The sequence below is a fragment of the Sphingopyxis sp. genome, assembly GCF_965279755.1.
Taxonomy (GTDB): domain Bacteria; phylum Pseudomonadota; class Alphaproteobacteria; order Sphingomonadales; family Sphingomonadaceae; genus Sphingopyxis.
On the sequence record NZ_OZ257261.1, the window covers coordinates 634809 to 660264 of the forward strand.

The 25456-nt window shown below is 65.2% G+C and carries 23 protein-coding genes and 1 tRNA gene; 11 read left to right on the top strand and 13 right to left on the bottom strand.

Annotated features, from left to right (window positions below; translation table 11 throughout):
* Positions 1 to 28: 28 nt before the first annotated feature.
* Positions 29 to 661 (top strand): DUF4126 domain-containing protein, encoded by a 633-nt coding sequence (locus ACQY80_RS03005; RefSeq protein WP_428683511.1) that lies wholly within the window; start codon positions 29 to 31, stop codon positions 659 to 661.
* Here ACQY80_RS03005 and ACQY80_RS03010 read toward each other — a convergent pair.
* Positions 658 to 1881 (bottom strand): NAD(P)/FAD-dependent oxidoreductase, encoded by a 1224-nt coding sequence (locus ACQY80_RS03010; protein WP_428683513.1) that lies wholly within the window; start codon positions 1879 to 1881, stop codon positions 658 to 660. The genes ACQY80_RS03005 and ACQY80_RS03010 overlap by 4 nt on opposite strands.
* 75 nt (positions 1882 to 1956) lie before the next feature.
* On the bottom strand, positions 1957 to 2697 hold the full coding sequence (locus ACQY80_RS03015) for an IclR family transcriptional regulator (protein WP_428683515.1): 741 nt from the start codon (positions 2695 to 2697) through the stop codon (positions 1957 to 1959).
* A gap of 106 nt (positions 2698 to 2803) precedes the next feature.
* Between ACQY80_RS03015 and ACQY80_RS03020 the strand changes: the two genes are divergently transcribed.
* The 7 genes from ACQY80_RS03020 to ACQY80_RS03050 all read left to right on the top strand — a co-directional run bounded on the left by ACQY80_RS03020 (position 2804) and on the right by ACQY80_RS03050 (position 11648).
* Positions 2804 to 3721 (top strand): SDR family NAD(P)-dependent oxidoreductase, encoded by a 918-nt coding sequence (locus ACQY80_RS03020; protein ID WP_428683517.1) that lies wholly within the window; start codon positions 2804 to 2806, stop codon positions 3719 to 3721.
* A gap of 10 nt (positions 3722 to 3731) precedes the next feature.
* Entirely contained in the window at positions 3732 to 4901 is a 1170-nt protein-coding gene (locus ACQY80_RS03025) for an acyl-CoA dehydrogenase family protein (RefSeq protein WP_428683519.1), read from the top strand.
* The gene (locus ACQY80_RS03030; RefSeq protein WP_428683521.1) at positions 4901 to 6109 is read left to right on the top strand and encodes a CoA transferase; all 1209 of its coding nucleotides are present in this window, start codon (positions 4901 to 4903) and stop codon (positions 6107 to 6109) included. The genes ACQY80_RS03025 and ACQY80_RS03030 overlap by 1 nt, the downstream gene beginning before the upstream one ends.
* A gap of 3 nt (positions 6110 to 6112) precedes the next feature.
* A complete protein-coding gene (locus tag ACQY80_RS03035; protein WP_428683523.1) occupies positions 6113 to 7327 on the top strand; it encodes an acetyl-CoA C-acetyltransferase in 1215 nt (404 codons plus the stop codon).
* A 2-nt stretch (positions 7328 to 7329) separates the two neighbouring features.
* Positions 7330 to 8922 carry an acyl-CoA dehydrogenase family protein gene (locus ACQY80_RS03040; RefSeq protein ID WP_428683525.1) on the top strand — a complete coding sequence of 531 codons (1593 nt, stop codon included), beginning with the start codon at positions 7330 to 7332 and terminating at the stop codon, positions 8920 to 8922.
* Entirely contained in the window at positions 8922 to 9773 is an 852-nt protein-coding gene (locus ACQY80_RS03045; RefSeq protein ID WP_428683527.1) for an FAS1-like dehydratase domain-containing protein, read from the top strand. Before ACQY80_RS03040 ends, ACQY80_RS03045 begins: the two co-directional genes overlap by 1 nt.
* A gap of 66 nt (positions 9774 to 9839) precedes the next feature.
* The gene (locus tag ACQY80_RS03050; RefSeq protein WP_428683529.1) at positions 9840 to 11648 is read left to right on the top strand and encodes a diguanylate cyclase; all 1809 of its coding nucleotides are present in this window, start codon (positions 9840 to 9842) and stop codon (positions 11646 to 11648) included.
* Positions 11649 to 11651: 3 nt separating this feature from the next.
* Here ACQY80_RS03050 and ACQY80_RS03055 read toward each other — a convergent pair whose 3' ends face one another.
* The 8 genes from ACQY80_RS03055 to ACQY80_RS03090 all read right to left on the bottom strand — a co-directional run bounded on the left by ACQY80_RS03055 (position 11652) and on the right by ACQY80_RS03090 (position 21372).
* Positions 11652 to 13085, bottom strand: coding sequence for an aldehyde dehydrogenase family protein (locus tag ACQY80_RS03055; RefSeq protein WP_428683531.1), 1434 nt, complete (start codon positions 13083 to 13085; stop codon positions 11652 to 11654).
* Between the two features lie 26 nt (positions 13086 to 13111).
* Positions 13112 to 14224 (bottom strand): NAD(P)-dependent alcohol dehydrogenase, encoded by a 1113-nt coding sequence (locus ACQY80_RS03060; RefSeq protein ID WP_428683533.1) that lies wholly within the window; start codon positions 14222 to 14224, stop codon positions 13112 to 13114.
* A 12-nt stretch (positions 14225 to 14236) separates the two neighbouring features.
* Positions 14237 to 15121, bottom strand: coding sequence for a helix-turn-helix domain-containing protein (locus ACQY80_RS03065; protein WP_428683535.1), 885 nt, complete (start codon positions 15119 to 15121; stop codon positions 14237 to 14239).
* Positions 15118 to 16341, bottom strand: a complete 1224-nt coding sequence (locus tag ACQY80_RS03070; protein WP_428683537.1) for a cytochrome P450 — start codon at positions 16339 to 16341, stop codon at positions 15118 to 15120. The genes ACQY80_RS03065 and ACQY80_RS03070 overlap by 4 nt, the downstream gene beginning before the upstream one ends.
* Positions 16342 to 16360: 19 nt before the next feature.
* Positions 16361 to 17149, bottom strand: coding sequence for an SDR family NAD(P)-dependent oxidoreductase (locus ACQY80_RS03075; RefSeq protein ID WP_428683539.1), 789 nt, complete (start codon positions 17147 to 17149; stop codon positions 16361 to 16363).
* The gene (locus ACQY80_RS03080) at positions 17149 to 17577 is read right to left on the bottom strand and encodes a GFA family protein (protein WP_428683541.1); all 429 of its coding nucleotides are present in this window, start codon (positions 17575 to 17577) and stop codon (positions 17149 to 17151) included. The genes ACQY80_RS03075 and ACQY80_RS03080 overlap by 1 nt, the downstream gene beginning before the upstream one ends.
* Before the next feature lie 59 nt (positions 17578 to 17636).
* Complete coding sequence (locus ACQY80_RS03085; RefSeq protein WP_428683543.1) at positions 17637 to 19862, bottom strand: TonB-dependent receptor; 2226 nt, start codon at positions 19860 to 19862, stop codon at positions 17637 to 17639.
* A gap of 127 nt (positions 19863 to 19989) precedes the next feature.
* Positions 19990 to 21372 (bottom strand): spinster family MFS transporter, encoded by a 1383-nt coding sequence (locus ACQY80_RS03090; protein ID WP_428683545.1) that lies wholly within the window; start codon positions 21370 to 21372, stop codon positions 19990 to 19992.
* 145 nt (positions 21373 to 21517) lie between these two features.
* Between ACQY80_RS03090 and ACQY80_RS03095 the strand changes: the two genes are divergently transcribed.
* The 3 genes from ACQY80_RS03095 to ACQY80_RS03105 all read left to right on the top strand — a co-directional run bounded on the left by ACQY80_RS03095 (position 21518) and on the right by ACQY80_RS03105 (position 24424).
* Positions 21518 to 23704 carry a TonB-dependent receptor gene (locus ACQY80_RS03095; protein ID WP_428683547.1) on the top strand — a complete coding sequence of 729 codons (2187 nt, stop codon included), beginning with the start codon at positions 21518 to 21520 and terminating at the stop codon, positions 23702 to 23704.
* A 92-nt stretch (positions 23705 to 23796) separates the two neighbouring features.
* Positions 23797 to 24267, top strand: a complete 471-nt coding sequence (locus ACQY80_RS03100; RefSeq protein ID WP_428683549.1) for a DUF3237 domain-containing protein — start codon at positions 23797 to 23799, stop codon at positions 24265 to 24267.
* Positions 24268 to 24348: 81 nt separating this feature from the next.
* Positions 24349 to 24424, top strand: a tRNA-Thr gene (locus ACQY80_RS03105).
* 109 nt (positions 24425 to 24533) lie between these two features.
* Here the strand turns inward: ACQY80_RS03105 and ACQY80_RS03110 are convergent.
* From ACQY80_RS03110 to ACQY80_RS03120, 3 genes are all read right to left on the bottom strand, one after another.
* The gene (locus tag ACQY80_RS03110) at positions 24534 to 24695 is read right to left on the bottom strand and encodes a helix-turn-helix domain-containing protein (protein WP_428685726.1); all 162 of its coding nucleotides are present in this window, start codon (positions 24693 to 24695) and stop codon (positions 24534 to 24536) included.
* Positions 24659 to 24805: a hypothetical protein gene (locus ACQY80_RS03115; protein WP_428683551.1), complete on the bottom strand. Its 147-nt coding sequence runs from the start codon at positions 24803 to 24805 to the stop codon at positions 24659 to 24661. Before ACQY80_RS03115 ends, ACQY80_RS03110 begins: the two co-directional genes overlap by 37 nt.
* 144 nt (positions 24806 to 24949) lie before the next feature.
* Positions 24950 to 25243, bottom strand: a complete 294-nt coding sequence (locus ACQY80_RS03120; RefSeq protein ID WP_428683553.1) for a hypothetical protein — start codon at positions 25241 to 25243, stop codon at positions 24950 to 24952.
* Positions 25244 to 25456 lie beyond the last annotated feature (213 nt).

Below are 25456 nucleotides of genomic sequence, written 5' to 3' on the forward strand. Positions count from 1 at the left end.
GATGCCGCCGTCCAGTGGGAGCAGGGCCATGGGGATATTGGAAATTCTAGGGCTGGCCGGCAGCCTCAGCCTTCTCGCGGGCTGGCGGCTCTACCTCACTATCCTCGCCACCGGCATCGCGATGCATTTCGGCTGGCTGCCACTGCCCGAACATCTGCAGTCGTTGCAGATATTGGCGAACCCGTGGGTCCTGGGTGTGGCGGCCGTCGGCACCCTCGCCGAGTTCCTCGCCGACAAGGTCGCATGGATCGATTCGATCTGGGACACGATCCACAGCCTCATCCGCCCGCTCGGCGGTGCCTTGCTCGCACTAGCACTCGTCGATAGCTCGGATCCCGCGTGGCAGGTCATCGCCTTCATTCTTGGCGGCGGTGGCGCGCTGCTCAGCCACGGCGCAAAGGCGACGACGCGCGCAGTCGTCAACGTCAGCCCCGAACCGTTCAGCAATGCTGCGGTCTCGACCGGAGAGGATGTCGCAACCACCGGACTGCTCGCGCTGGCGATCGCCTATCCGCCGCTCGCGATCGTCATCGCCATCCTGCTGCTGGTCGCAGCGGTCGTGGTGATCATCGCGCTCCGCCGCTTGCTTCGCAACATCAAGGCCACGCTGAAACGCACGCTAGGCGACGAACCCGCCGACCCTGCGCTGCCGTCGGGCTAGGAGGGCAGCAATTCCTTGAGCGGCTTGTCGGTATCGGCGAGCTGCTCGGGCGTTGCGCGCAGACCTGCGGTGACGATCATCCGGCCCTGGACATAATCCTTGGTCGCGTTGACGCAGTCGATCGCGATGACCTTCCCGGCCTTGAGGTAGACGATCGAGAAGCTGCGGTTTGCGGGGTCGCCGCGCAACACTGCCTGATCATGGCCGGTCGACAGGCCCGCGGTCTGGAGCTTCAGATCATATTGGTTCGACCAGAACCACGGAATCGCATGATAGGGCGCTTCGTCGCCGACGATGCCCTTGGCGACGACATTTGCCTGATCATTGGCGTTCTGCACCGATTCGAGGCGGATCGTCGCGCCTTCGGCGAACTCGTTCACATGCGCCGCGCAGTCGCCGATCGCATAAATGTCGGGCAGGCTCGTCTTGCAGAGGCGATCGACGAGCACGCCGTTGCCGCCCTCGGCGCCCGCCGCGATCAGCGGTTCGACCGCCGGGACGATGCCGATGCCGACGATCACCAGATCCGCCGGGATCACGTCGCCGTCGGCCAGCCGGACGCCGGTAACGTGCGTGTCGCCCTCGATCGCATCGACGCAGACGCCGAGGTGAAGCTCGACGCCATGATCGCGATGCTCCTGCTCATAGAAGCGCGACAGTTCGACCCCCGCGACACGCGCGAGCACGCGGTCGAGCGCTTCGAGCAGCACGACCTTCTTGCCCGCCTTGTTGAGCACGGCGGCCGCTTCCAGCCCGATATAGCCGCCGCCGATCACGACGATCTGCTCCGCGGTCTCCGACGCCGCCTTCATCGCATCGGCGTCGGCGCGGGTCCGCACGCCCTGCACGCCCGGCAAATCGCCGCCGGGGATCGGCAGCATGCGCGGGGCGCCGCCGGTCGCCCAGACGAGCTTGCCATAGCCGATCGTCTCGCCGCCGTCGGTGGTGACGGTGTGACCCGCCGGATCAACCGACACGACGCGCTTGCCGAGCAGCATGGTCACTTCGCGCTCGTCCCAATATTTGGCGGGGCGTAGCTGGATGCGTTCGAATTCCTTCTCGCCCGCAAAATATTCCTTCGACAGCGGCGGGCGTTCATAGGGAAGTTCGGGCTCGTCGCCGATGATCGCGATGCTGCCTTCGAACTTCTGCGTGCGCAGCATGATCGCAACCTGCGCCCCGCCATGCCCGGCACCCACGATCACCACGTCGAATTTCATATTCCCTCCGCTACGGAACGCTCGTTCTTAGCGCGGTCCCTGACATGGGCGGGTGTATCAGACAAGAAACATTGGCTATCCGGCCTGCACGACCAACTCGTCACGAAGCGCGACCAAAGCGGCGCCCAGCGCGCCGATTTCGGCCTCGCTACGCGATCCGGCGACGATCGAGGCCGACAGGCAATAGCCGGGCGCGATCCCGGCGATCCCGACCGCGACCGTCCAGACCCCGCGGTGCGTATAGCCCTGATCGACTGCGAACCCTCTTGCCGCTGCCTCATCGACCTGCCGCGCATAGGTTTCGAACGGCAGCCCGGCTTGCCACCGAACCGGGGCATAGCGGCGTGCGAGCTCGGAGGAACCGATCCCTTGCACCGCCGCGATCGCCCGGCCGGCCGCGCCGCTGCCGAGCGGCTGACGCTGATCATCGGCAAGGCTGAGGCGCATACCCGCGTCGCTCTCCGCCCGCACCGCAAGCTGCATACGGTCGCGCGACACAATCTTCCATAGACCCACCGCCGCCTCCGTCCGCTGCGCAAAGGCGGCCATTCGCGGCAACGCCCTGTCAACGAGCCGCGACCCCACGCTGTCGCGCAGCGCTTCAGTCGCCTGCCAGGGCGCGGTCAGGCGATAACGTTTGGTTCCGTCCTCGCGCTCGATCGCGCCTTCCGCGACAAGCGTTTTCAGCAGGTTGAGGCAACTCGACGGGCTGAGACCGACGCTTCGTCCGATATCCGACAAGGTCAACGCGCCCGCGTCGCCGAGCAGGCGGAGGATCGCAAAAGCTTGCGAAACAGAACGAACGGGGCCAGTCATCGCCTATCGGATATTTTCAATATGGTGAAAAATCAATTCTGAATGTTGAAATGATGCGGCGACAGGCATATCGCGCTACCAACACGAATCGAACGGGAGAACGGCCATGAGCGGATGCCTTGACGGAAAGGTTGTCGCGATCACCGGCGCGGGACGCGGGATCGGGCGCGAGCTGGCCCTCTATTGTGCGGCACAGGGCGCTGCGGTCATCGTCAACGATCCGGGCGTGGCGCAGGCGGGCGACGGCGGTGACGCCGCCCCGGCCGAAACCACCGCCAACGATATCGTCGCCGCTGGCGGCAAGGCCGCCGCCAACTTCGGCAATGTCGCCGATCCCAAGGAAGCCGCGGGCATCATCGAGGATGCGGTCGCGAAGTTCGGCCGCATCGACGCCGTCGTGAACAATGCCGGCATCCTCCGCGACACCATCTGGCACAAGATGAGCTATGAGGACTGGAAGAGCGTTATCGAGGTCAACCTGACCGGCGTCTTCAACGTCTCGAAGGCCGCGACGCCCTATTTCCGCGAGCAGCAATCGGGGAGCTTCATCCACTTCACCTCGACCAGCGGCCTGATCGGCAACATCGGTCAGGCCAATTACTCCGCGGCCAAGCTCGGCGTCGTCGCGCTGTCGCAGTCGATCGCGCTCGACATGGCGCGCGTCGGCGTGCGCTCGAACTGCATCGCGCCCTTTGCCTGGAGCCGCATGACCTCTTCGATCCCCGCGACGACCCCCGCCGAGCAGGAGCGCGTCAAACGCCTGCAGTCGATGTCGGCGGACAAGATCGCGCCGCTCGTCGCCTATCTCGCGTCCGACCTGTCGAAGGACGTGACGAACCAGATCTTCAGCGTCCGCAAGAACGAGATCCTTCTCTTTTCGAAACCGCGTCCGGTGCGCTCGATGGCCAAGCTTGAAGGCTGGAGCGCCGAGGCGATCGCCGACGAGCTGATTCCCGCCTTCCGCTCCGCCTTCGCGCGCGCCGACGAGGTGTCGGCGCATGTCTTCCCCTACGACCCGATTTGAGGAACAGCCCATGAGCAACCCCGGCATGGACGCCGATATCTTCGAACAGTTCATCGAACAGCTCGAACGTTATGTGCGCGATCGCCTTCTTCCCGCCGAGAAGGAGATTGTCGAAACCGACGCGATCCCCGACGAGATCCTGTCCGAGATGCGCGACATGGGCCTGTTCGGCCTGACGATCCCCGAGGAGCATGGCGGCGCGGGAATGAACGTCAGCCAGTATATCAAGACAATTCATACGCTGAGTTATGCGATGCCGGCGTTTCGCTCGATCATCTCGATCAACATCGGCATGTTCGCCTCGGCGCTCAAGAATGGTGGCACCGAGACCCAGAAGGCCGAATGGCTGCCGCGCGTCGCCGCGGGCGAAATCGCCGCCTTCGGCCTCACCGAACCCGGATCGGGATCGGACTCGGCGGGACTTCAGACCACCGCGACACAGACCGATAACGGCTGGGTGCTGAACGGCACCAAGCGCTACATCACCAACTCGCCCTTCGCGAAGGTCGGCCTGATCATGGCGCGGACGAGCAAGGAGAATCTGCCAAAGAACGCGCATGTCTCGGCCTTCATCGTGCCGCTCGACGCGCCGGGCGTGTCGATCGGCAAACCGGACAAGAAGATGGGCCAGTCGGGCAGCCATATCGCCGACATCGTGATGGACGACGTCCGCGTTGGCGGCGAGGCTTTGCTCGGCGGCGAACTCGGCAAGGGTTTCATGTTCGCGATGATGAGCCTCGACAACGGCCGCATGTCGGTCGGCGCTGCCGCGACCGCCTACGCCCGCCGCGCGCTCGACAGCGCGGTGCGTTACGCGACCGAACGCAAGGCGTTCGGCGAGCCGATCGCCAATTTCCAGCTCATCCAGCAGATGCTGGCGCAGAGCGAGATCGACATCTATGCCGCCGAATGCATGATGGAGGACGTCACGCGACGCGCCGATGCGGGCGAGAATGTCCTGCGCAAGGCTGCGGCGTTCAAGGTCTTTGCCAGCGAAATGTGCGGCCGCGTCGTCGACGCCTGCGTCCAGGTCTATGGCGGCGCCGGCTATCTCGCCGAATATGACGCTGAACGCTTCTTCCGCGATGCGCGCATCTATCGCATCTACGAAGGCACGACGCAGATCCTGCAGCTCCAGATCGCCAAGCATATGCTGCGCGAATTTGCGGCGGCGAACTGATGTATCCACTGCTGTCCGGCCTGTCGGTGATCGAGGCGTCGTCCTTCGTCGCCTCGCCCACGGCCGGGCTATACTGCGCACAGTTCGGCGCCGAGGTGATCCGCGTCGACCAGATCGGCGGCGGTCCCGATTTCCGGCGCTGGCCGGTGACGACCGAGAACAACTCACTCTATTGGGAAAATCTCAACCGCGCGAAAAAATCGGTCGCGCTGGACCTGTCCAGGCCCGAGGGACGCGAGCTACTGCAGGAGTTGGTCCGCGCAACCGGCCAGTTCATCACCAACTTCCCGGTCGACGGCTTCTTGTCACACGATAAGCTCGCCGAGAGCCGCGCCGACCTGATCACTGTGCGCGTCATGGGCTGGGCCGACGGCTCGCCCGCGCTCGATTACACCGTGAACAACAGCGTCGGTTATCCGATGCTCACCGGCGCGGGCCCCGAACCCGTCAACCACGTCCTGCCCGCTTGGGATCTGCTCACCGGCGCCTATGCCGCTTTCGCGCTGCTCGCCGCGATCCAACGGCGGAGCGTCAGCGGCGAAGGCAGCGAGGTTCGCATCCCCTTGTCGGATGTCGCGATCGGTACCGTCGCCAACCTCGGCGGGATCGCCGAAGTGCTCTATTCAGGCCAGAACCGCCCGCGCCTCGGCAACGCCGTCTATGGCCTGTTCGGTCGCGACTTCGTGACGCGCGACGGCGAACGGACGATGATCGTCGTCGTCACCCCGCGCCAGTGGGCGAACCTCGTCGCGGCGCTGAATCTCGGCGACGCCATCGCCGCGACCGAAAGCCAATGCGGCGTGTCCTTCGCCAAGGACGACGGCCTCCGCTTCGACCACCGCGACGCGCTCTACCCGCTGTTCGAAAAGGCCATCGCGAGCCGCGATCATGCCGACCTCGCCGCCGCCTTCGACGCCGGTGGCATCGTCCATTCGGCGTATCGCACCATGGCCGACGCGGTGCAGGATCCGGCGCTCGTCGCGAACAACCCGATCTTCGGGAGCGCCACGAACCCCAGCGGCTTCGCTTACCCCGCCGCCGGCGCCTTCTCGACCATCCCGCAGGCGGAGCGCGAACCGCCGCGGCCCGCGCCGCTCAACGGCCAGCATAGTGAAGAAGTGCTGTCCTCGCGCCTTTCGCTTTCCTCGGGCGAGATCGCCCGCCTGATCGATGCCGGCATTGTCGGCACACCCAAAACCGGAGACTGACCCATGACCCTTCGCCGCGCCGCCATCGTCGCCCCGATCCGTACCGCCGTCGGCAAGTTCGGCGGCTCGCTCTCGTCGATCACTGCGGGCGACCTCGGCGCGGTCATCCTGAAAGCGCTGGTCGAGCGCACGAAAATCGACCCCGCGCGCGTCGACGACGTCGTCTTCTCGCAGGGTTATGGCAACGCCGAGGCGCCGAGCATCGGCCACTGGTCGTGGCTCGCTGCGGGCCTGCCGCTGGAGGTTCCCGGCTACCAGCTCGACCGCCGCTGCGGGTCGGGGCTGCAGGCCGTCGTCAACGCCGCGATGATGGTCCAGACCGGCATGTCCGACGTCGTCGTCGCGGGCGGCGTTGAGTCGATGTCGAACGTCGAACATTATACGACCGATGTCCGCAAGGGCATCCGCGCGGGCAATCTGACGCTCCACGATCGCCTCACCCGCGGCCGCCTGATGTCGCAGCCGATCGAGCGTTTCGGCGTCATCACCGGCATGATCGAAACCGCCGAAAATCTGGCGAAGGATTATGACATCAGCCGCGAGGCCTGCGACGCCTATGCCGTCCGCAGCCACCAGCGCGCCGCTGCCGCCTGGGCGAACGGGCTGTTCGACGACGAGCTCGTCCCCGTATCGGTCGCCCAGAAGAAGGGCGATCCGGTCGTCTTCGCGCACGACGAGGGTTACCGCGCCGACGCGACGCTGGAATCGCTCGGCAAGCTCAAACCGCTCGAAGGCGGCGTGGTCACCGCGGGCAATGCGAGCCAGCAGAATGACGCCGCCGCCGCGTGTCTCGTCGTCGCCGAGGACAAGCTCGACGAACTCGGGCTCGAACCGATCGCCTGGTATCACAGCTCGGCCGCCGCCGGCTGCGACCCCAGCCGCATGGGCATCGGCCCCGTCCCCGCGGTCGAGCGCCTCTTCGCGCGCAACGGCCTTGGCTGGGGCGACATCGATCTCGTCGAGCTCAACGAAGCCTTCGCGCCGCAGGTGCTCGCGGTGCTCAAAGGCTGGGGCTGGAGCGACGACGACAGCCGGAACGAAATTCTCAACGTCAACGGCTCGGGCATCTCGCTCGGCCACCCGATCGGCGCGACCGGCGGGCGCATCCTCGCGAACCTGACGCGCGAACTTGTCCGCAGGGACGGCCGCTACGGGCTTGAAACCATGTGCATCGGCGGCGGTCAGGGCATCGCCGCGATCTTCGAGCGCGCCGCCTGAGCATGAGCGATCTGCGCCCGTTCCTTACGGCCGCGCAGGCTTATCGCGGTGCGGCGCAAGCCGCGCTCGCCGAACGGCTGGCGGCCAGCCCGATCGACAGCGAGCAGCGCGCGGAGCACGGCTTTGCGTGGGTCGCAACGACAGTTGCGGCGCTCGAAGCGACGCTCGACTGGCTCGATGCGGGCAAGGGCGCAAACCCGCTCGACGCGCAGATCGCTACGCTCGCCTTCGCCGAAAGCATCGGTCAGCTCACCGGCGGCCTGCCGATGGGGCAGAACGAGATTTTCCGCCCCGCCGATCTCGGCATCGGCGCGGCGGCGCGGACGCTTGCCGACGCCTGTGCCGGCCTGCTCGACGCCGATCATGCCGCAACCCGCGCCGCAGTCGCAGCCGCGCTCGCCGAAAATCACTGGCCCAGCGACACCCTCCACGACGCCGACCTCGACGCGATCCGCGAGCAGTATCGCCGCTTCACCGACGCGGCGATCATCCCCCACGCCCACGGCTGGCACCTCGCCAACGATCTGATCCCCGACGCGACGGTTCAGGCGATGGCTGAGCTCGGTACCTTTGGCGTCTGTATTCCCGAGGAATTTGGCGGCCTCGGTCTCGGCAAGCTGGTGATGTGCATCGTCACCGAAGAGCTGTCGCGCGGCTGGATCGGCACCGGCTCGCTCGGCACGCGATCCGAAATCGCGGGCGAGCTGATCGTCCTCGGCGGCACCGACGCGCAGAAGGCCCAATGGCTGCCGAAAATCGCCAGCGGCGAAATCCTGCCCACCGCGGTCTTCACCGAACCCGATGTCGGCTCCGACCTCGGCTCGCTGCAAACCAGGGCACGGCGCGAGGGCGATAGCTGGATCATCGACGGCGCCAAGAACTGGATCACCCACGCCGCGCGTTCGGACCTCATGACCCTGCTCACGCGCACCGTGCCCGACGCGAAGGGCTATGCCGGCCTGTCGATGCTGCTCGTTCCCAAGCCGCGCGGGACCGAGGGCGATCCCTTCCCGGCGGCGGGCATGACAGGCAGCGAGATCGAGGTGCTCGGCTATCGCGGCATGCGCGAATATGCGCTGCAGTTCGACGGCATGACGGCACCCGCCGATGCGCTGCTCGGCGGCGAGGAAGGCCAGGGCTTCAAGCAGCTGATGCGCACCTTCGAGGGCGCGCGTATCCAGACTGCCGCGCGTGCCGTGGGTGTTGCGCGCCGCGCGCTCGAACTCGGGCTCGACTACGCCCTCACCCGCAAGCAGTTCGGCAGGGCGATCATTGCCTTCCCGCGCGTGTCGGACAAGCTCGCGATGAGCCTCGTCGATTTCATCATGGCGCGCGAGCTGAGCTACGCCGCAGCGCGCGCCAAGGATTCGGGCAAGCGCTGCGATATCGAGGCGGGCATGGCGAAGCTGCTCGGCGCACGCGCGGCCTGGTCGAACGCCGATGCGGCGCTGCAGATCCACGGCGGCAACGGCTATGCGCTCGAATATGAAATCAGCCGCATCCTCTGCGACGCGCGCATCCTCAACATCTTCGAGGGCGCAGCGGAGATTCAGGCCCAAGTGATCGCGCGCGGGCTGACCGGAGGACGCAATTGATGAGCAACTGGGACGCCTGGATCGGCCGCGAACAAAAGCGTGAAGAACTGATCGTGGCAGCAACCGTCGCGCCTTGGCTCGCGACCTTCGATCGAGACGATCCCGACGACGGATCGACCCCGCAAGGCTTTCACTGGTGCGTCTGCTTGCCCGATGCGCCGACCGTATCGCTCGGAGTCGATGGTCATCCCGTGCGCGACGACCGCGTCTCCAGCTTCTTTCCGCCCATCCCTTTGCCGCGCCGGATGTGGGCTGCCAGCAAGATTGAGTTCGGATGGCCCCTCCTGCCGGGCGAGATCGTCACGCGCACGTCGCGTATCGCTTCGATCACCGAAAAGTCGGGCGGCACAGGCAAGCTCGTCTTTGTCGATGTCGTGCACGAAACCCGCTGCGCCGAGGTGATGAGCGTCCGCGAAATCCAGTCGATCGTGTTTCGCGAAGCGGCGCCCGCCGGCGCGCCGCCAGCCCCGCCGCCGCCCACCCACGACAGCTTCGATCCATCGGACTGGGACGCGCACCGGGCACTTGTGCCTTCGGAGGCGTTGCTGTTCCGCTACTCGGCGCTGACCTTCAACAGCCATCGTATCCATTACGACCTGCCCTATACGACGGAGGTCGAGGGCTATCGCGGCCTTGTCGTCCACGGCCCGCTCACCGCGACCCTGCTCCTCGATCTCGCGGCGCGGCATTTCGGCGACAACGCCCTCAAACGGTTCGATTTCCGCGGCACCTCGCCCGCAATCTGCGGCGAGGCCCTGCACCTCGCGCTGCGAGGGGCCGGCGACGCTGTCGAAATCGGCGCTTTTGCGAGCGACGGGCGACAGGTCATGGCGGCAACCGCCGCGGTCTGAGCCGCAACCTGCCAATCCGGCGCATTTACCACTTCCATAAGATTGTGATCCTACTAAGCGGACGTCATGCGTCTCGCGACGATCACCAACTGGGCCTATGGCGCGACGGTCGTGCTGACGATCGCTTCGTCGACGACGATGCTGCTCGCCTCGAACGCACAGCAGCGCGAACGCGAAGCCGTCGAACAACGCTATCGCCTCGATCAGGCGACAACGATGCTGGGCGACGACATCTTCGCGATGAGCGACCGGGCGCGCCAGTATCTGAACACCGGTGACGCGACCTATCTGGTCGGATATCGCGCCGAAGCAGCGGCGCTCAAGTCGGTCGAAGGGCGCATCGCGCATATCGGCGACGCGGGCGCGTCCGAAGGCGAACTTGCCGCGCTGGCCGAAGCCATCAAACTGGCCGACCTGCTCCACGACGAACAGCGCGCGGCGCTGACGGCCCACGAAAAGGGCGATGATGTTCGCGCACGCCAGCTGCTGTTCGGTCCCGAATATGAACGCCAGCTCGACCGCGCCGAAATGGACCTCAAGCGCTTTCGCGACCGGCTCGACACCCGCATCGAACGTCAGGTCGCAAACGCCGCCGACCTGTCGCAGCTATGGAAGCGCATTTCGGAAGTCGTGCTCGCGCTGACCGCGCTGCTCGTGCTCTGCGTCCTCTATTTTGTCTTCAAGCAGCGCGTACTGCATCCCGTCGTGAAGCTGAGCGACGTCGTCAACCGTCTCGCCAAGCAGGATTTCGACGCCGAGCCGCCCGAGATCGGCCAGATCGACGAGATCGGCGACATGGCGCAGGCCATCCGGATCTTTCGCGAGAACGGCCTCGAACGCCTGCGGCTGGAGGCCGAGCGCGATGCCGACCGGTCGATGCGCGACCTTCTGTCGCGGATGACGCAGCGGCTGCAGGGCTGCGATTCCATGGACGATCTGAAAGAGGTCGTCGGCCGCTTCATGCCAGAGATTGCGCCGGGGCTCGCCGGCCGCCTCTATCTGCTCGAGCGCCGCCGCAACATGGTGGTCGAGGCGTGCCACTGGCTGGAGCCGGTTCATTCGCGCCCCGAATTTTCGGCGCTGTCCTGCTGGGCACTGCGCCGCGGCGTCCCGCACCGGCCCGCCGGCGCCAGCATCGACGTCCCCTGCGATCATGTCGAACGCCCCGAAGGCGCGCCGCTCGACACCTTGTGCCTGCCGCTGATCGCGCAGCGCGAGACGCTGGGCCTGCTCTATCTGGAGCCGAAGGATGCACAGGGCGACAGCCTGACCGGTCCCGAAATCTACCTCGACATCCTGGCCGAGAATATCGGGCTGGCGGTCGCGAACCTGCAGCTCCGCGAAACGCTGCGCGAAATGGCGCTTGCCGATCCGCTCACCGGCCTGCCCAATCGCCGCCAGCTCGACCAGTTATTGGAAGTCCAGCTCGCGCAGGCCGAACGGCTTGGCCGCGACCTTGGCTGTCTGATGGTCGATGTCGATCATTTCAAGCGCTTCAACGACGTCCACGGCCATGATGCCGGCGACACGATCCTGCGCGAGGTCGGGCGCGTGCTGGCGACCTCGACGCGCGAGGCCGGGCTCGCCTTCCGCTATGGCGGAGAGGAATTCATGGTCCTGCTGCCGGGCTTCTCCGCCGATCAGGCAAGCGTCCGCGCCGAAGAGATCAGGCAGCGTATCGCCGACCTGCAACTCGGCAGCGAGGCGGGCAACCTTGGCCCCGTCACGGTTTCGATCGGGGTCGCGATCACGCCGCTCCACTGCCCGCCCGACCGGCTGGTGCGCACCGCCGATGCCGCGCTGCTCCGCGCGAAGGCGATGGGGCGCGACCGCGTCGAAATCGCGCAGCAGCGCGACTCCTTCGCGGCCGTCTGACGCTCAGGCGGGCTGCGCGGCCTTCTTGCGCCGTACGATCGTCTGGGCGTTGGTATATTCGAGCAGGCCGTCCAGCCCGCCTTCGACGCCGACGCCCGACTGCTTCATCCCGCCGAACGCCGCGGTCGGCGACAGATGCTGGGTTTCGTTGACCCAGACGGTGCCACTCGCGATGCGCTGCGCGATCTCGAACGCCTTGTCCTCGTCCTGACCCCAGACAGATCCGCCGAGGCCATAGTCGGTCGCATTGGCGCGCGCGACGACATCGTCGAGGTCGTCGAACTTGATCAGCGGCAGCACCGGGCCGAACTGCTCCTCCTGAACGATCCGGCTATCCTCGGGCGGATTGTCGAGGATGGTGACCGGGATGAAATAGCCCGGCACGTCGGCCGTCTCGCCGCCGACGAGGAAGTTATAGCCCTTGTCCTTGGCATCCTGGATCAGCTCGAGGACGCGGCGGTATTGCGCTTCATTGTTGATCGGGCCGATCTGCGTCCCCTGTTCGGACCCGTCGCCGACCTTCACCGTCTTTGCATAAGCGACAAGCGCGTCGCGCAGCGGCTCGTAGATGTCCTTGTGGACGTACATGCGCTTGGTCGCGATACAGATCTGGCCATTGTTGCGGAACGCCGCCCAGAACAGTTCCTCGGCGACCTTTTCGACGTCGACGTCGGGCATGACGATCGCGGCGTCATTGCCGCCGAGTTCCAGCGTCACGCGCTTCAGCGTCGGCGCCGCCGATTCCATGACGCGGCGGCCGGTCGCGGTCGATCCGGTGAAGCTGATCTTGTCGAACCCCGTGTGGCTCGTCATCCACGGCCCCAGCGCGTCGCCGCCGGTGACGATGTTGAGCACGCCCGGCGGCAGCAGATCCTTGACCAGCTCGCCGAATTTCAGCGTCGCGAGCGGGGTGAAGGGCGACGGCTTCAGCACCATCGTATTGCCCGCGAGCAGCGCCGGTCCGACCTTGAACATCGCGAGGATCATCGGGAAATTCCAAGGCGCGATCGCACCGACGACGCCGAGGGGAACATGGCGCGTCTCGCTATAGCGTTCGTCGCTGTCCTCGTTGACCGTGACCGGCAGATCGAGCGACGCCGCGCCCATCAGCCAGTAGCCGGCGCCCATGATCTCGCCCTCCGCCTCGCTGTGCGGCTTGCCCTGTTCGGCGGTCAGCAGGCGTTTGAACGCGTCGACATTGGCGAGCACCGCCTGCCCCATCGCGTTGAGCGCCGCCTTGCGCTCGGCGATCGGGGTCGCCGCCCAGCCGGGAAAGGCGGCGCGCGCCGCGTCGATTGCCCGGTCGAGGTCGGCCTGCGTCGCATCGGGCACGCTGCCGATGACCTGTTCGGTTGCGGGATTCTGCACGTCAAATCGGGCGCTACCGCCATCGAGCTTGCCGCCGATCAGCATCGCATAGTCACGGTCGAAATCCATCGTCTCTCTCCAGCCTTGTTCGTTTGTCAGGGTATCAGCACGACCTTGATACATTCACCCCGCGCTTGCGCGCCAAGCGCCTCGTTGATCTGGTCGAGCGGGAAGGTCTTGATGAGCCGGTCGAACGGAAAACGTCCGGCGGCATGATGCGCGATCAGTTCGGGGATGAAGCTCTGCGGGTCACTGTCGCCTTCGATGATCCCGATGATCCGGTGGCCGGGGGTCATCAGGGCTGCGATATTGACGTTGATCGACGCCTCTGCCTTCGACGGCACGCCGACGAGGCCGATCGCGCCATGGCTGCCGAGCGCGGCAAGCCCCGCCTCGATCACCGGGACGACGCCGCTGGTGTCGAATGCGAAGTCCAGCCCCGCGGGAACGATCGCGCGCAGCGCCTCGGTCAGCTCACCCGCCTCGGCGGGATCGATGACATGCGTCGCGCCAAGTTCGAGTCCGATCGCGCGCCGCGCGGCCACGGGCTCGACGAGGATGATCGTCGCACAGCCCTGGATCACCGCGCCCATCACCGCCGCCAGCCCGACCGGACCGCCGCCGAACACCGCGATGGATGATCCTGCGGGACAGGCGAGCGAGTTCATCACGCCGCCCGCACCGGTCTGAAACCCGCAGCCCAAGGGCCCGAGCAGTTCCAGCGCGACCTTCGACGTGTCGACCTTGACCACATTGCGCGCACGCGTGACGGTGAGCGCCGAAAAGGACGACTGACCGAAGAAATGCGAGGTCACGCGCTCGCCGTCGCTGGTATAAGCGGTCGACCCATCGTCAAGCCGCATTCCGGCATAGTTCAGCGGCACGAAATTCTGACAATAGCTCGGCAAATGCTCGTCACAGCGCGGGCAGGAGCCGCAGCTCGAAAAGCCGACAACGACCTCGTCACCGATAGCAAGGCCTTCGACGCCCTCGCCGATCGCCTCGATAACGCCGGCACCTTCATGACCCAGCACGCCAGGCAGCGCGAAAGGCGCGAACTGGTCGCGGAAGATCAGGTCGGTGTGGCAGAGGCCGACGCCGGCAATCCGCACGCGCACTTCGCCCGCGCGCGGCGCCTCGACTTCGATCGTCTCGACCGTAAAATCGCCGCCGGGCTGGCGCACCACGGCTGCCTGCGCCTGTGTCATATCCTTCTCCGTTCAATGAAGCCCGCGGCGTTCCTGCTGGCGGTAATCGCTCGGCGCCATGCCGAACCAGGCGCGAAAGGCGCGGCTGAAATGGCTCTGGCTGGTGAAACCTGTCGCCTCGGACAGGGCGGCAAGGCTGAGGTCGGTCTGCACGAGCATCTGCTGCGCGCGATCGAGCCGCGCCTTCATCACATATTGATGCGGCGAGATGCCCGTCGCCTTCTTGAACAGGCGGCAGAAATGCGACGGCGTGACCCCCGCGACCCCCGCCATCGCTTCCAGACTATGTTCCTGCTGCGGATTGGCGAGCACCGCATTCATGATCTTGTGGAGCCGGTAGGCCGAGAAATCGGACACCGGAATCTCGACCGGATTGCCATGCGCTGGCGGGCCCGAGAGGATATGCGCCTTCAGTGCATTGACCATAGCCGCCACATAGGCCGTGCGCTCTTCGGCCTGCGGCGCGTAGAGTTCGGCAAGGATCTGCCGCGTCAGCGCGACGCCGAGCGGATCGGCAAAGGCGAAGCGCAGCTTGTCGAACTGTTCGGCGTGCGGCTGACCCGCGAGCACGTCCGACGACATCGACAAGGTCACGACGTCGAGTTCGCCATCGACGAGCCAGCCGGTTGGCATTCCCGCGGGAACGATCGTCGCGCAGCCGGGAATCGAGCTGCTCTCGGTCCAGCCGTCCTTGTCCCAGGTCTTCACCTGCGGCTTGCCTGCAATATGGACGGTGAAGATCGGCTGCGGCAGCGCGGGCAGCGTGTAGCTGCCGACGAACTGGCGCCAGCGGCACAGCGACCAGCCGTCGCCGAACGACCCCATCTCGACATCCGGCGCACGGCCAAGGACGTCGCAAATGATCCGCTTATTGTCCCAGATGTCTTCGGTTTTCACGCAATCAGCCTGACATCGAGCCGCTTGAAGCCGTTGATGAAGTTCGACCGCACGCGGCTCGGCTCTCCCATGATTTCTATCCGCCGAACATGGCGCGCCATTTCGGTAAAGGCGAGTCGCAATTGCATCTCGGCAAGGCGCGAACCGACGCACACGTGCGTTCCTGCTCCGAAGGCGAGATGCTGGCGGATCGGGCGGGCGATATCGAAGGCATCGGGGTCGGTGAATATCGCGGGGTCGCGATTGCCCGCAGGATAGAAAACAACGACCTTGTCCCCCTTGCGGATAGCCTTCCCGCCCAGTTCGGTGTCCCGCGTCGCGGTGCGGCGCATGTGGATCACCGGGCTCGCGTAGCGCACCATTTCCTTGACCGCATTCGGCAGCAGTGCGGGATCGGCGCGGACCCTGTCCCACTGGTCGGGATTGTTCGCGAAGGCGATCAGGCTGTGGTTGATCGAATTGCGCGTCGTCTCATTGCCCCCGACAAGCGCGAGGATCAGGTTGCCGATGAAGTCGCCGAGCGCGACGGGCTTCCCCTGAATTTCGGTGTTGACGAGCAGGGAGGCGATGTCGGGGCCGGGGTTCGCGCGACGTTCGTCGAACAGCGCCGCCGAAAAGCCCATGAATTCGCCGAGCACTTCCTGCATGGCCTCGGGCGACTGACGGAAATCGGGATCATCCTCGCCGACGAAGGCGTCGGTCCAGCGGTGGAGATCGTGCCAGGTCTCGGCCGGCACGCCGAGCAGTTCGGCAAGCGTCAGCAACGGCAGCGGAACGGTGAGCAGCGGAAGGATATCGACCGTCTCGTTCAGCGGAACGTCCGCGAAGAGCCGCTCCACCCGTTCGGCGATGCGCGCCTCGATCCCCTCGAGCCGGCCCGGCGAAAGCGCGGGCATGATGAACTTGCGATATTGGGTGTGCGTCGGCGGATCATGCGAAATGAACGGGATGCCGATCGCCGATTCCCCTGCCCCGGTCAGCCCCACCTCATTCTCGTTAAAGATGCGGTGCCCGCCATTGGAATGGGCGGAGGAAAAAAGGTCGGCCTGGCGGGACACGTCGACGATCGCGTCGAAACCCGTCACCGCCCAGAAGCCCACGTCGTCCGCCTGTTCGTTCCACTGTACGGGCCCGGCGCTCCGCATCTGTTCGAACAGGGCATAGGGCGGACCGGCGTGATATTGGTCGGGATCGCTGAGGTCCGGAAAAGACTGTGCCATATAAGCGTTCCCTTGTTGTTCAGGCCGCGGTGTAGCCGCCGTCGGCGACGAATTCGGCGCCAGTGATGAAGCGCGCCGCGTCGCTTGCGAGGAAGGCGACCAGCGGCGCGATATCGCGCGGTTCGCCGAGCCGTCCCATCGGGATCAGGCTGGACCATGCGGCCAGCGCGGCTTCGGGTGGAATCGGATTGCCGTCGGCGTCGGTCGGGGCGTCCCAATCGGCGCCGAGGTTGGTGCCGACCGGCCCCGGCAGTACGGTGTTTACGCGAATGCCTTCCTTGGCGAGTTCGAACGCCACCGCGCGCGACAGTCCGCGCACCGCGCCCTTCGTCGCGCTATAGGCGGCGAACTGTGCGCCGCCGACCATGCCATAGACCGACGATATGTTGACGATCGACGCTGTCTCGCCGCCTGCCGCAACGGCAGCGCGCATCAGCGGCAGCGCGCCCTGCATGCCGAGATAGAGACTGTCGACATTGATCGCCTGCTGGCGGTGCAGGTTTGCGATCGGCGCCTCGCGGAACGGCTTCGACATCATCACGCCGGCATTGTTGACGAGAATGTCGAGCGCGCCGCCGGTCGCGTGATATACGCGCGCCCAGTCCTCGGCCTTCGACACATCATGCGCGTGCGCGCTCGCCGATCCGCCGATGGTCGCGGCGGTCTCCGCCGCCGTATCGGCATCGATGTCGGTAACGATCAATTCGGCACCGAGCTCGGCCATCTGCAGCGCTGTCGCACGGCCGATGCCCGACCCCGCCCCCGTCACCAGCGCGCGCTTTCCGGCGAGGCAAAAGGGGTTCGTCATCAATCGGCTCCTATATTGGTCGTCGCGAAACATTCGGTGCCCGGCAGGCGCGGGATCGCCGCCCAGGCGTCACGGCAATAGGCTTCCTGCGTCAGCTGGATGGAATCGGGTTCGTCGAGCGTCCCTGCCTTGACGATCGTCACGCCGGGCAACGCTTCGGCGATCGAGACGATCGGCGAGCCGCAGGTCGGGCAGAAATGACGGTGCACGGGCAGGCCGCTGTCGCCGCGATCGACAAAGATCCGCATCTCGCCGCTATGGTCGAAATTGTCGTCGGTGACCGCGCAGACGACCGAAAAGGCGCTGCCCCCCTGACGCTGGCAATGACGGCAGTGGCAGACCGCGCTGATCAGCGGCGCGCCGGTGACCCGGTAACGGATCGCCCCGCACAAGCACCCGCCGTGCCGGACTTGCTGCTCGTCGCTCATTCAATTGTCCAAAAAAGGACCCGCCCCGCGATCGATTGCGGGGCGGGCATCGTGGAGGATCAGAAATTCATGCGTGCCGAGATGCCATAGGTTCGCGGCGTTGCGGGCACGAGGAAGTTGTACGGGAAGCCCGCACCGCGCAGGTCGAGACCATAGCCATAGGTCTTCCGGTTGAAGAGATTGTCGGCAAAGGCGCGCAGCGTGAAGCGATCGTTCGACCAGCTGAGCGACATGTTCACCTTCGCATTGGCGCCCTGTTGCAGTTCCGCATTGTCCTGCGGTGTGCCGGCGGCGTTGAGGTCGTTGAACGGCGAGAAATATTGCTGGCTCGAATAGGCGACGTTCGGCGAGAAAGTCACCACGCCGTCGGCGACCGGAACGACATCCCACTGGAAGCCGAACTGCGCGGTCAGCTTCGGCGCGAACGGCAGGCGATTGCCCGACAGATCGGTGCCCTGCAGCGACAGCTCCTTATATTTGGAATGGAGCCAGCCGAGCGAGGCGTCGATGCGGAAGCCCTCTGCTGCACGCAGCGTCGTTTCCAGTTCGATCCCGTAGACCTCCGACGACGGCGCGTTGACGAGGAAGGAGACCGGGCCGGGGCGCGTATCCTGAAGCTGCTGGTTCGAATAATCGTAGTAAAAGCCAGAAAGCGCATAGGTCAGCCGGCGATCGAACGCCTTGCCCTTCATCCCGACTTCATAGGCGTTCACCCGCTCGGGCTCGATATAATAGATGCCGCTCGACGACGTGTAGCCGCCGCCGTTCACCGCCCCGGCGCGATAGCCGCGGTTGTAGCTGGCATAGAGCAAGGTGCCGCTGTCGAGCGTGTAGCTGAGCGCGACGCGGCCGGTCAGCGCATTGTTGGTGTCACGGATCGCAAAGCGCGCATTGGGGTCATAGGCGCAGGTGCCGGCGACGCCCGGACAGGGCACCGTCGTTGCGATCGGCGTCTGCGGCCCGCCCAGCGTACCGACGAACAGATAGGCGAACGCATCTTCGTAACGCGACTTGTCGTTGGTGTAGCGCGCGCCGAGGGTCAGGACGAGCTGATCGGTCAGGTCGATATCGGCCTGCGCGAACACCGCCTTCGAGCGTCGTTCCTGCCGGTAGTGCTGGAAGAAACCGCCGTCTGGCGGCAGCGGCAGGTTGAACGTGTTGTCGGTGACGTTGCTGTCATAGCCATAAAAGAGGCCGGCAACGAGGTTGAAGCCCTCCCCGTCGTAATTGCCCCGCAGTTCCTGGCTGAACTGGCGATAGCGCGAACGCCAGGTGATGTTCAGCACGTCGAGCGGCGAGCCGTCGGACGCCTGCTGCAGATGCTGACCGCCGCCGTCATAGGATGTGATCGAGGTCAGGCTGAGCTGGTCGCTGAGCTCGAGCCCGACATTGGCGGAGAAGCCCCACGCGTCGGTGCGATTCTCGCCGATGCTGTTCTCGTTGATCTCGAAGAATTTCAGGCCGGTGCGGAACGGCAGCAGCCCGTGCACCGCCGCCTGTGTGCCGCGATCGCGGCCGCCATAGGCGCGCAGCACGATGTCGAGCGTCTCGGTCGGCTTGAGGCGCAGCGAGGCGCGGCCCTGCAGCGTATCCACCGAATTGGCATCGCGGCCGCCGGGGAAGATGTTTTTGATCTTGCCGTCGCCATTCGCATAATTGCCGGCGATCCGCAGGCCCGCGACATCCTCGGCGAGCGTCACTTCGGCGGCGCCCTGCGCGGTGAAGGTATTATAATTGGCGTAGCCGACCTGCAAATAGCCGTCGCCGCCCGACAGGTCGGGCTTCTTGGTGATGAAGTTGATCGCGCCGCCGGTGGTGTTGCGCCCGAACAGCGTCCCTTGCGGGCCGCGCAGCACCTCGATCCGGTCGAGGTCGAACAGACCCATTCCATGGCTGGTACGCGGCGCCAGATAGACGTCGTCCAGATAGACGCCGACCGGCGAGGCTTGGTTGCTGTTATATTCGTTCGCGACCCCGATGCCGCGCAGCGAGAAGTTCGGCTGCGTATCGCCATAGGGGCTGTTGATCTGAAGATTGGGGACCGCTTCGCCGAGCTGTGCCGAATTGGTGATCCCGCGTTCGGCCAGCGCGTCGCCGCCAAGCGCGGTGACCGCGAGCGGCACGTCGAGCAGCGACTGTTCGCGACGTTGGGCGGTGACGACGATATCGCCGTCGCCGGCGCCTTCGTCGGCAGGCCGCGCGGTGGTTTCCTGCGCGAGGGCGGTGGTCGATGTCGTAATTGCGAGCGCGACCACAAGGGCGCGCGAGAAGGCCGTTCTTGCCATTTCATCTCTCCAGATCGAGGCTTCTGCGAACCTCATGCCGGGATTAACTAGGGCGGCCATGCCCTTTTGGCTTTAGCCTCGCTTGCAATCAGATTTGACATTTCTTGCGCGATCTTCGCGCCCCGCATCATGCGCCCGCCGGAGCGCTCGCTTTGGCCAGATCGCGGGCAAAGGCACGGAAACCCGAGGTCAGAATGATCGCCGCCAGCGGTAGCGCGATCCCGGTCACCAGCGCGATCGAGTAGCGCAGCGCGCCATCATAGCCAAAAAGATGGTCGGTCAGCAGCGCCATCAACATCGGCCCGAAGCCGAGTCCGGTCAGGTTGACGACGAAGAAATAGAGCGCGGTGACGCGGGCGCGATATTTGTTCGGGGTGATGAACTGCAGCGCCACGGTGCCGACCCCGTGCATCGTTAGCATCGGAAAGGCGAGCGCGAGCATCGTGAACGCCAGCGGCGCCCCCGGCATCAGCACGGCGGCAAGCAGCGGCGGGCCGCCGAGCAGGATCGAGAGGCGCATCACGCGCAGGTGCGCATCGGCCACCCCGCGGCCGAACCAGCGGTCGGCGAGCGTGCCGCCAAAGACAAGGCCGGCGGCGCCGCCGATCGCCATGATCAGCCCGAACCACAGCCCGGCCTGTGACACCTCCATTGCATAGGTACGCGCGAAGAAGGTGGGCACCCACGCGATGACGCCGTACATGACGAGGCCGATCAGCGACATGCCGCCGAACAGCGCGCCAAGCGACGCGCGCTGGCTTTTGAGATGCGCGAGGAAGCCGGGCGCCGCCGGCGCATCGGACGGCGCGACGGCCCGCCGGATGCCTTGCCGAACCGGTTCGCGGAGCGTCAGCAGCATCAGGCACACGAGGATGCCCGGCGCCGCGACCCACAGGAAGATCGTCCGCCACGCCTCGACCGGCCCGATCAGCGGCAGATCGACCATCGGCGCCGCAAGCACCGCCTGGACAACGAACGAGCCGAGGATCATTGCAACCCCCGACCCCAGCGGCACGCCGATCGAATAGACCGCCATCGCGCGCGCCAGCCGATTGCGCGGAAAGGTATCGCTGAGCATCGAGTAGGCGGCGGGCGACAGCGCCGCCTCGCCGACCCCTACCCCCATGCGCGCGAGGAACAAGGACGCATAGCTTCCGGCAAATCCGCAGCCTGCAGTCATGACGCTCCACAGCGCGACCCCGACAAGGATCAGATTCCGCCGGTTCCAGCGGTCGGCAATCCATGCGATCGGCAGGCCGAGCAGGGTATAGAAGAGCGCGAAGGCCAGCCCGATGAGCAGGCTGACCTGCGTATCCGAAATGTCGAGCGCGGCGCGGATCGGCGCGACGAGCAAGCTCAGGATCATCCGGTCGACGAACGACAGCGTATAGGCGAGCAGCAGGACGCCGACGGTGTACCAGCCATAGGCGGGGCGCGGAAAATCTGGCGTTTTGCCCGCACTTTGGGCTTGCTCTTCGCGCTCGCCCAGCATCGCGTTTCCGGTCGCCATCGCACCCATTCTCCCGAACGCCGCTCGCTCTTGCGTCACAAGTCGGCCTGATATATAGAAACAGTTACTTAGAAAACTAAGTAAATTTGTGACCGAGTCAAGCGTGATCGGGACGCAAAATAACAAACGGGCTGGGAGAGTTGAGATGGCGAAATTGGGAAGGAAGCAGTGTGCCCTGTTTTTGGCGGGCGTAACGGTCGTCGCTATGCCTGCGGCGGCGGCGGCACAGGATGATGCAGCAGGCGACAGCGGCGACATCATCGTCACCGCGCAGCGGCAGGAACAGCGGCTTCAGGACGTCCCCGTATCGGTCACTGCCTTCGGGGCACAGCAGCTTCGCGACAACAGCATCGAAACGGTGCAGGACATCGCGCTCCGCACCCCGGGCCTTGCTGTCAGCGCGGTCGACCCGGTCAACACCAACTTCGCGATGCGCGGCATCGGCAGCGCCCCCGGCATCAGCCAGAATGCCGGCGGCGACCCCTCGGTCGTCGTCTTCATCGACGGCGTCTACGCCGGCCGCGGCGGCACCCCCGACCTCGACGCACTCGACCTTGAGCGCGTCGAAGTGCTGCGCGGGCCGCAAGGCACATTGTTCGGGAAAAACGCCATCGGCGGCCTCGTCCAGTTCGTCAGCCGCAAGCCCACCGACGAGACGAGCTTCTTCTTCGAGGGCACTTACGGCAATTACGACCGCGTCGGCGTGATCGCGCGCGGCAATATGGCGCTGACCGACAAGGTCTATCTGTCGGCCGGCCTTTCGCACAAGCAACGCGACGGGTTCGAATATAACGAAACGACGGGTCATGACGTCAACGACCTCAACCTGACGACGGGCCGCGTCGCGCTGCGCTTCGTGCCCACCGATACGCTCGACATCATCCTCCGCGCCGACGTGTCGCATCAGGACCAGAAGGGCAATCCGCGCCACAATAATTGCGACACCAGCTTTCAGGGCGGCATCCACTGCGTCGGCATCAACCCCGACCCGCGCGTCGTGAACGCCTATATCGACGGCGAGGTAAAACGGACGATCCAGACCTATTCGGGCGAGGTCAATCTGGAGCTGCCGTTCGGGACGCTCACCTCGCTCACCGCGCTTCGCAAGGTGAAGTTCAATTTCGTCACGCCCTTCTTCAGCAACCCGATCAATCCGCCGAACCAGATCGAATCGACCAGCTTCGGCGAAGAAGACAACAGCCAGTTCAGCCAGGAGCTGCGGCTGAGCTTCGACGCGTTCGACGGCAAGCTGAAGGGCCAGACCGGAGTCTATTACCTCAAGGAGAACAACGACCGCGTCGAGGGGCAGATTCAGGATTTCCCGGCGCCGGCCGGATCGGGAACCGGCATCTATCCGCAGTCGGTCAACGCACGCAGCATCGCGGTCTTTGGCCAGCTCGATTATGAAATTCTGCCCTCGCTGATCGCTACGGCCGGCGCGCGCATGACATGGGAGCGCAAGAGTGGCCGCTTCGCCGGCTACAAGGCCGACGACGGTCCGGGCCTGCCGCCGCCGCTGGGCTCGCTTGCCGGCTATGACGTCACCGGCAAGAAAAGCTGGAAGGCCTTCACACCGCGCTTCGCGCTCAACTGGAAGGCGACCGACGATGTCCTGCTCTATAGCGCAGTGGCGCGCGGCTACAAGAGCGGCGGCTTCCAGGGGCTTTCGGGCACCGCGGCGGGCGCATCGACGCCTTATGATCCCGAATTTGCGTGGAGCTATGAGATCGGCGCGAAGACCGACTGGTTCGATCGCCGCTTGCGCCTGAACGTCGCAGCATTCCGCACCGACTATTCAGACCTCCAGATCTCGCAGCTCGTTCCGCTCTGCTGCGTCGTCGTCAGCAATGCGGCAAAGGCGCGGATCAAGGGGATCGAAGTCGAGACGGTCATCCGCCCGTTCGAGGGGTTCCAGCTCGACGGCAGCTACGCCTGGCTCGACGCGAAGTTCACCGAATATACGATCCCTGGACAGGCCTATACGGGCAACCAGCTACCGCGCTCGCCGAAGAACAAGTTCAACATCGGCGGTCAGTATGAAGCGCCGCTCGGAGATCTGTCGGCCAAGCTGCGCGTCGACTACAGCTGGGTCGACAATGCCTTTTTCGAGGCCTCGAACATCCCGCAGCAGCTTTGGCCGAGCCACGAGAATCTCGACGCGCGCCTGTCGCTCTCGGGCCCCGACGACCAGTGGGAAATCTCGCTGTGGGGCAAGAATCTGACCAACGAACTGACGCCGACCTATGTCACTTACTTCGGCGCCTTTCGTCAGATCCTGACCCCCTATGCCCCCCCGCGCACCTATGGCGTGACCGTCGCATTCAAGATTTAACCGGCAAGATTTGACCGGACACGCGGTGGCGCCCCCCCGTTCGCCGCCGCGTGCCCTTCCCCCGAGCCCCTCCTCTTGTGAAAGGATGATCGATGGACGAACCGCGTTTCCGCTATCTCTGCTCCTACCGGGCCAGCTTCACCGAACCGCAGCAACAGATCGGCAAGGCGCATTTCGGGCGCCGGATGATCGCAGCGCTGACCGGCGGCGAGGTCGAGGGTGAACGCCTGCGCGGCCGCGTGATGCCCAGCGGCGGCGACTGGGCGACGATAGACGACCGGGACACTTTGCGGCTCGACGCACGCATCACGATGGAAACGCACGACGGCGCGTTGATCTATGTCTCCTATCGCGGCGTGCTGCGCCCGCTGTCCGCGGCCCACAAGCACGCGCGCAAGGGAGGGCCGCAGACGCCGGAAGAAAAGGCCGAGGTCTATTTCCGCACCACGCCGATGTTCGAGACGGGCGACGAGCGCTATCTCTGGCTCAACGACATCGTCACAGTCGGCCTTGGCGCCAGCGTCGGCGGCGCGGTGCGCTACGACGTGTTCGAGCTGCTCTAGGAGCGGCTACCAACCCCGTCGCAAACAATGTGCGACGATGCTTGTCATCGCACGGCGGCGCTGCTAGTGGCGCCCCTCGTTGCCGCTTTAGCTCAGTTGGTAGAGCACATCATTCGTAATGATGGGGTCACAGGTTCGAGTCCTGTAAGCGGCACCATCCCTTCTACAAGGGAAGCCCGACACATCCGGCGGAAGCGCCTTTCAGCAGGGAACCGATTTGGGTCCAGCTTGGGGCACTTTGGGCAAGGAAATCGGCTCGACCCACGCTATACCTCATTAAGCCGGATACCCAACGCAGCGACAGACGGATTCCGCGTACCTCTTTCAAGGTCGCTGATATAGCTGCGTTCCATATCCGCCGCCGCCGCTAGCTGCTCCTGGGTAATGCCCTTCAGCTTGCGTTGGTGCCGGACATTGACGCCGAGCAGCCGAACTGTCCGTCGGCACCGCCCGGATACATGTGGCAGACGAGACCGACATCGGGCGTCGCTTTTTTAGCGACCGGCAGCTTGTAGCCGCCGATGCGGTCGAGTGCCATGTTACCGCCACTACAGGTGGCGAGAGCTAGCGAGGCAGCCCACCTAGATCGGCACCGCATGGGAAATCGAGAGCGGCAGATGGCCGGCAGCATAGTGTTTTCATTACGCTTCGCAGCAGCGGTGCACCGCGCAGCGAGCGGTCGCTAGTCGAGCGCCCCGAGGGCTTCGAAATCGGTCGCAGGCAAGCGCTGCCAACGCCTCGACACCTCGACGGTCTCCCAAAGTCCGGGTCCCACGAACAGAAGGGCGCTGCCCGCACTCAAGCAAAGGAACAGGATCGCCGAAAGGAGCAGCATCAGCGAAGTCGCATCACGCGCCGACGTACCGTGGGCGAGGTGGTGGAGCCTGACGGCGAGCAGCCAAGCGGCCACGAGAAGCGCGACGCCTCCGGCGCGCAGCCCCAGATTAGCAGCAAGGCCTTCATGCCATTTTCTCATCGGAACCTCCATCGGGAGGCCGTTCAATTACGCATAGCCGCGTAGGAATTCGAGATCGGGAACGCACGAGAAGCGTTGAGATTCCATATGATCGGCGGCATCGGCGCGGAAATCGACCAAAATCATATGCCGTTCCTATGCGAATGCCCCGTTTCCCATATGGAGTTAAAATGCCGCTCCATGGCATTGCTGCATGAAAGCAAAACAGGGGCG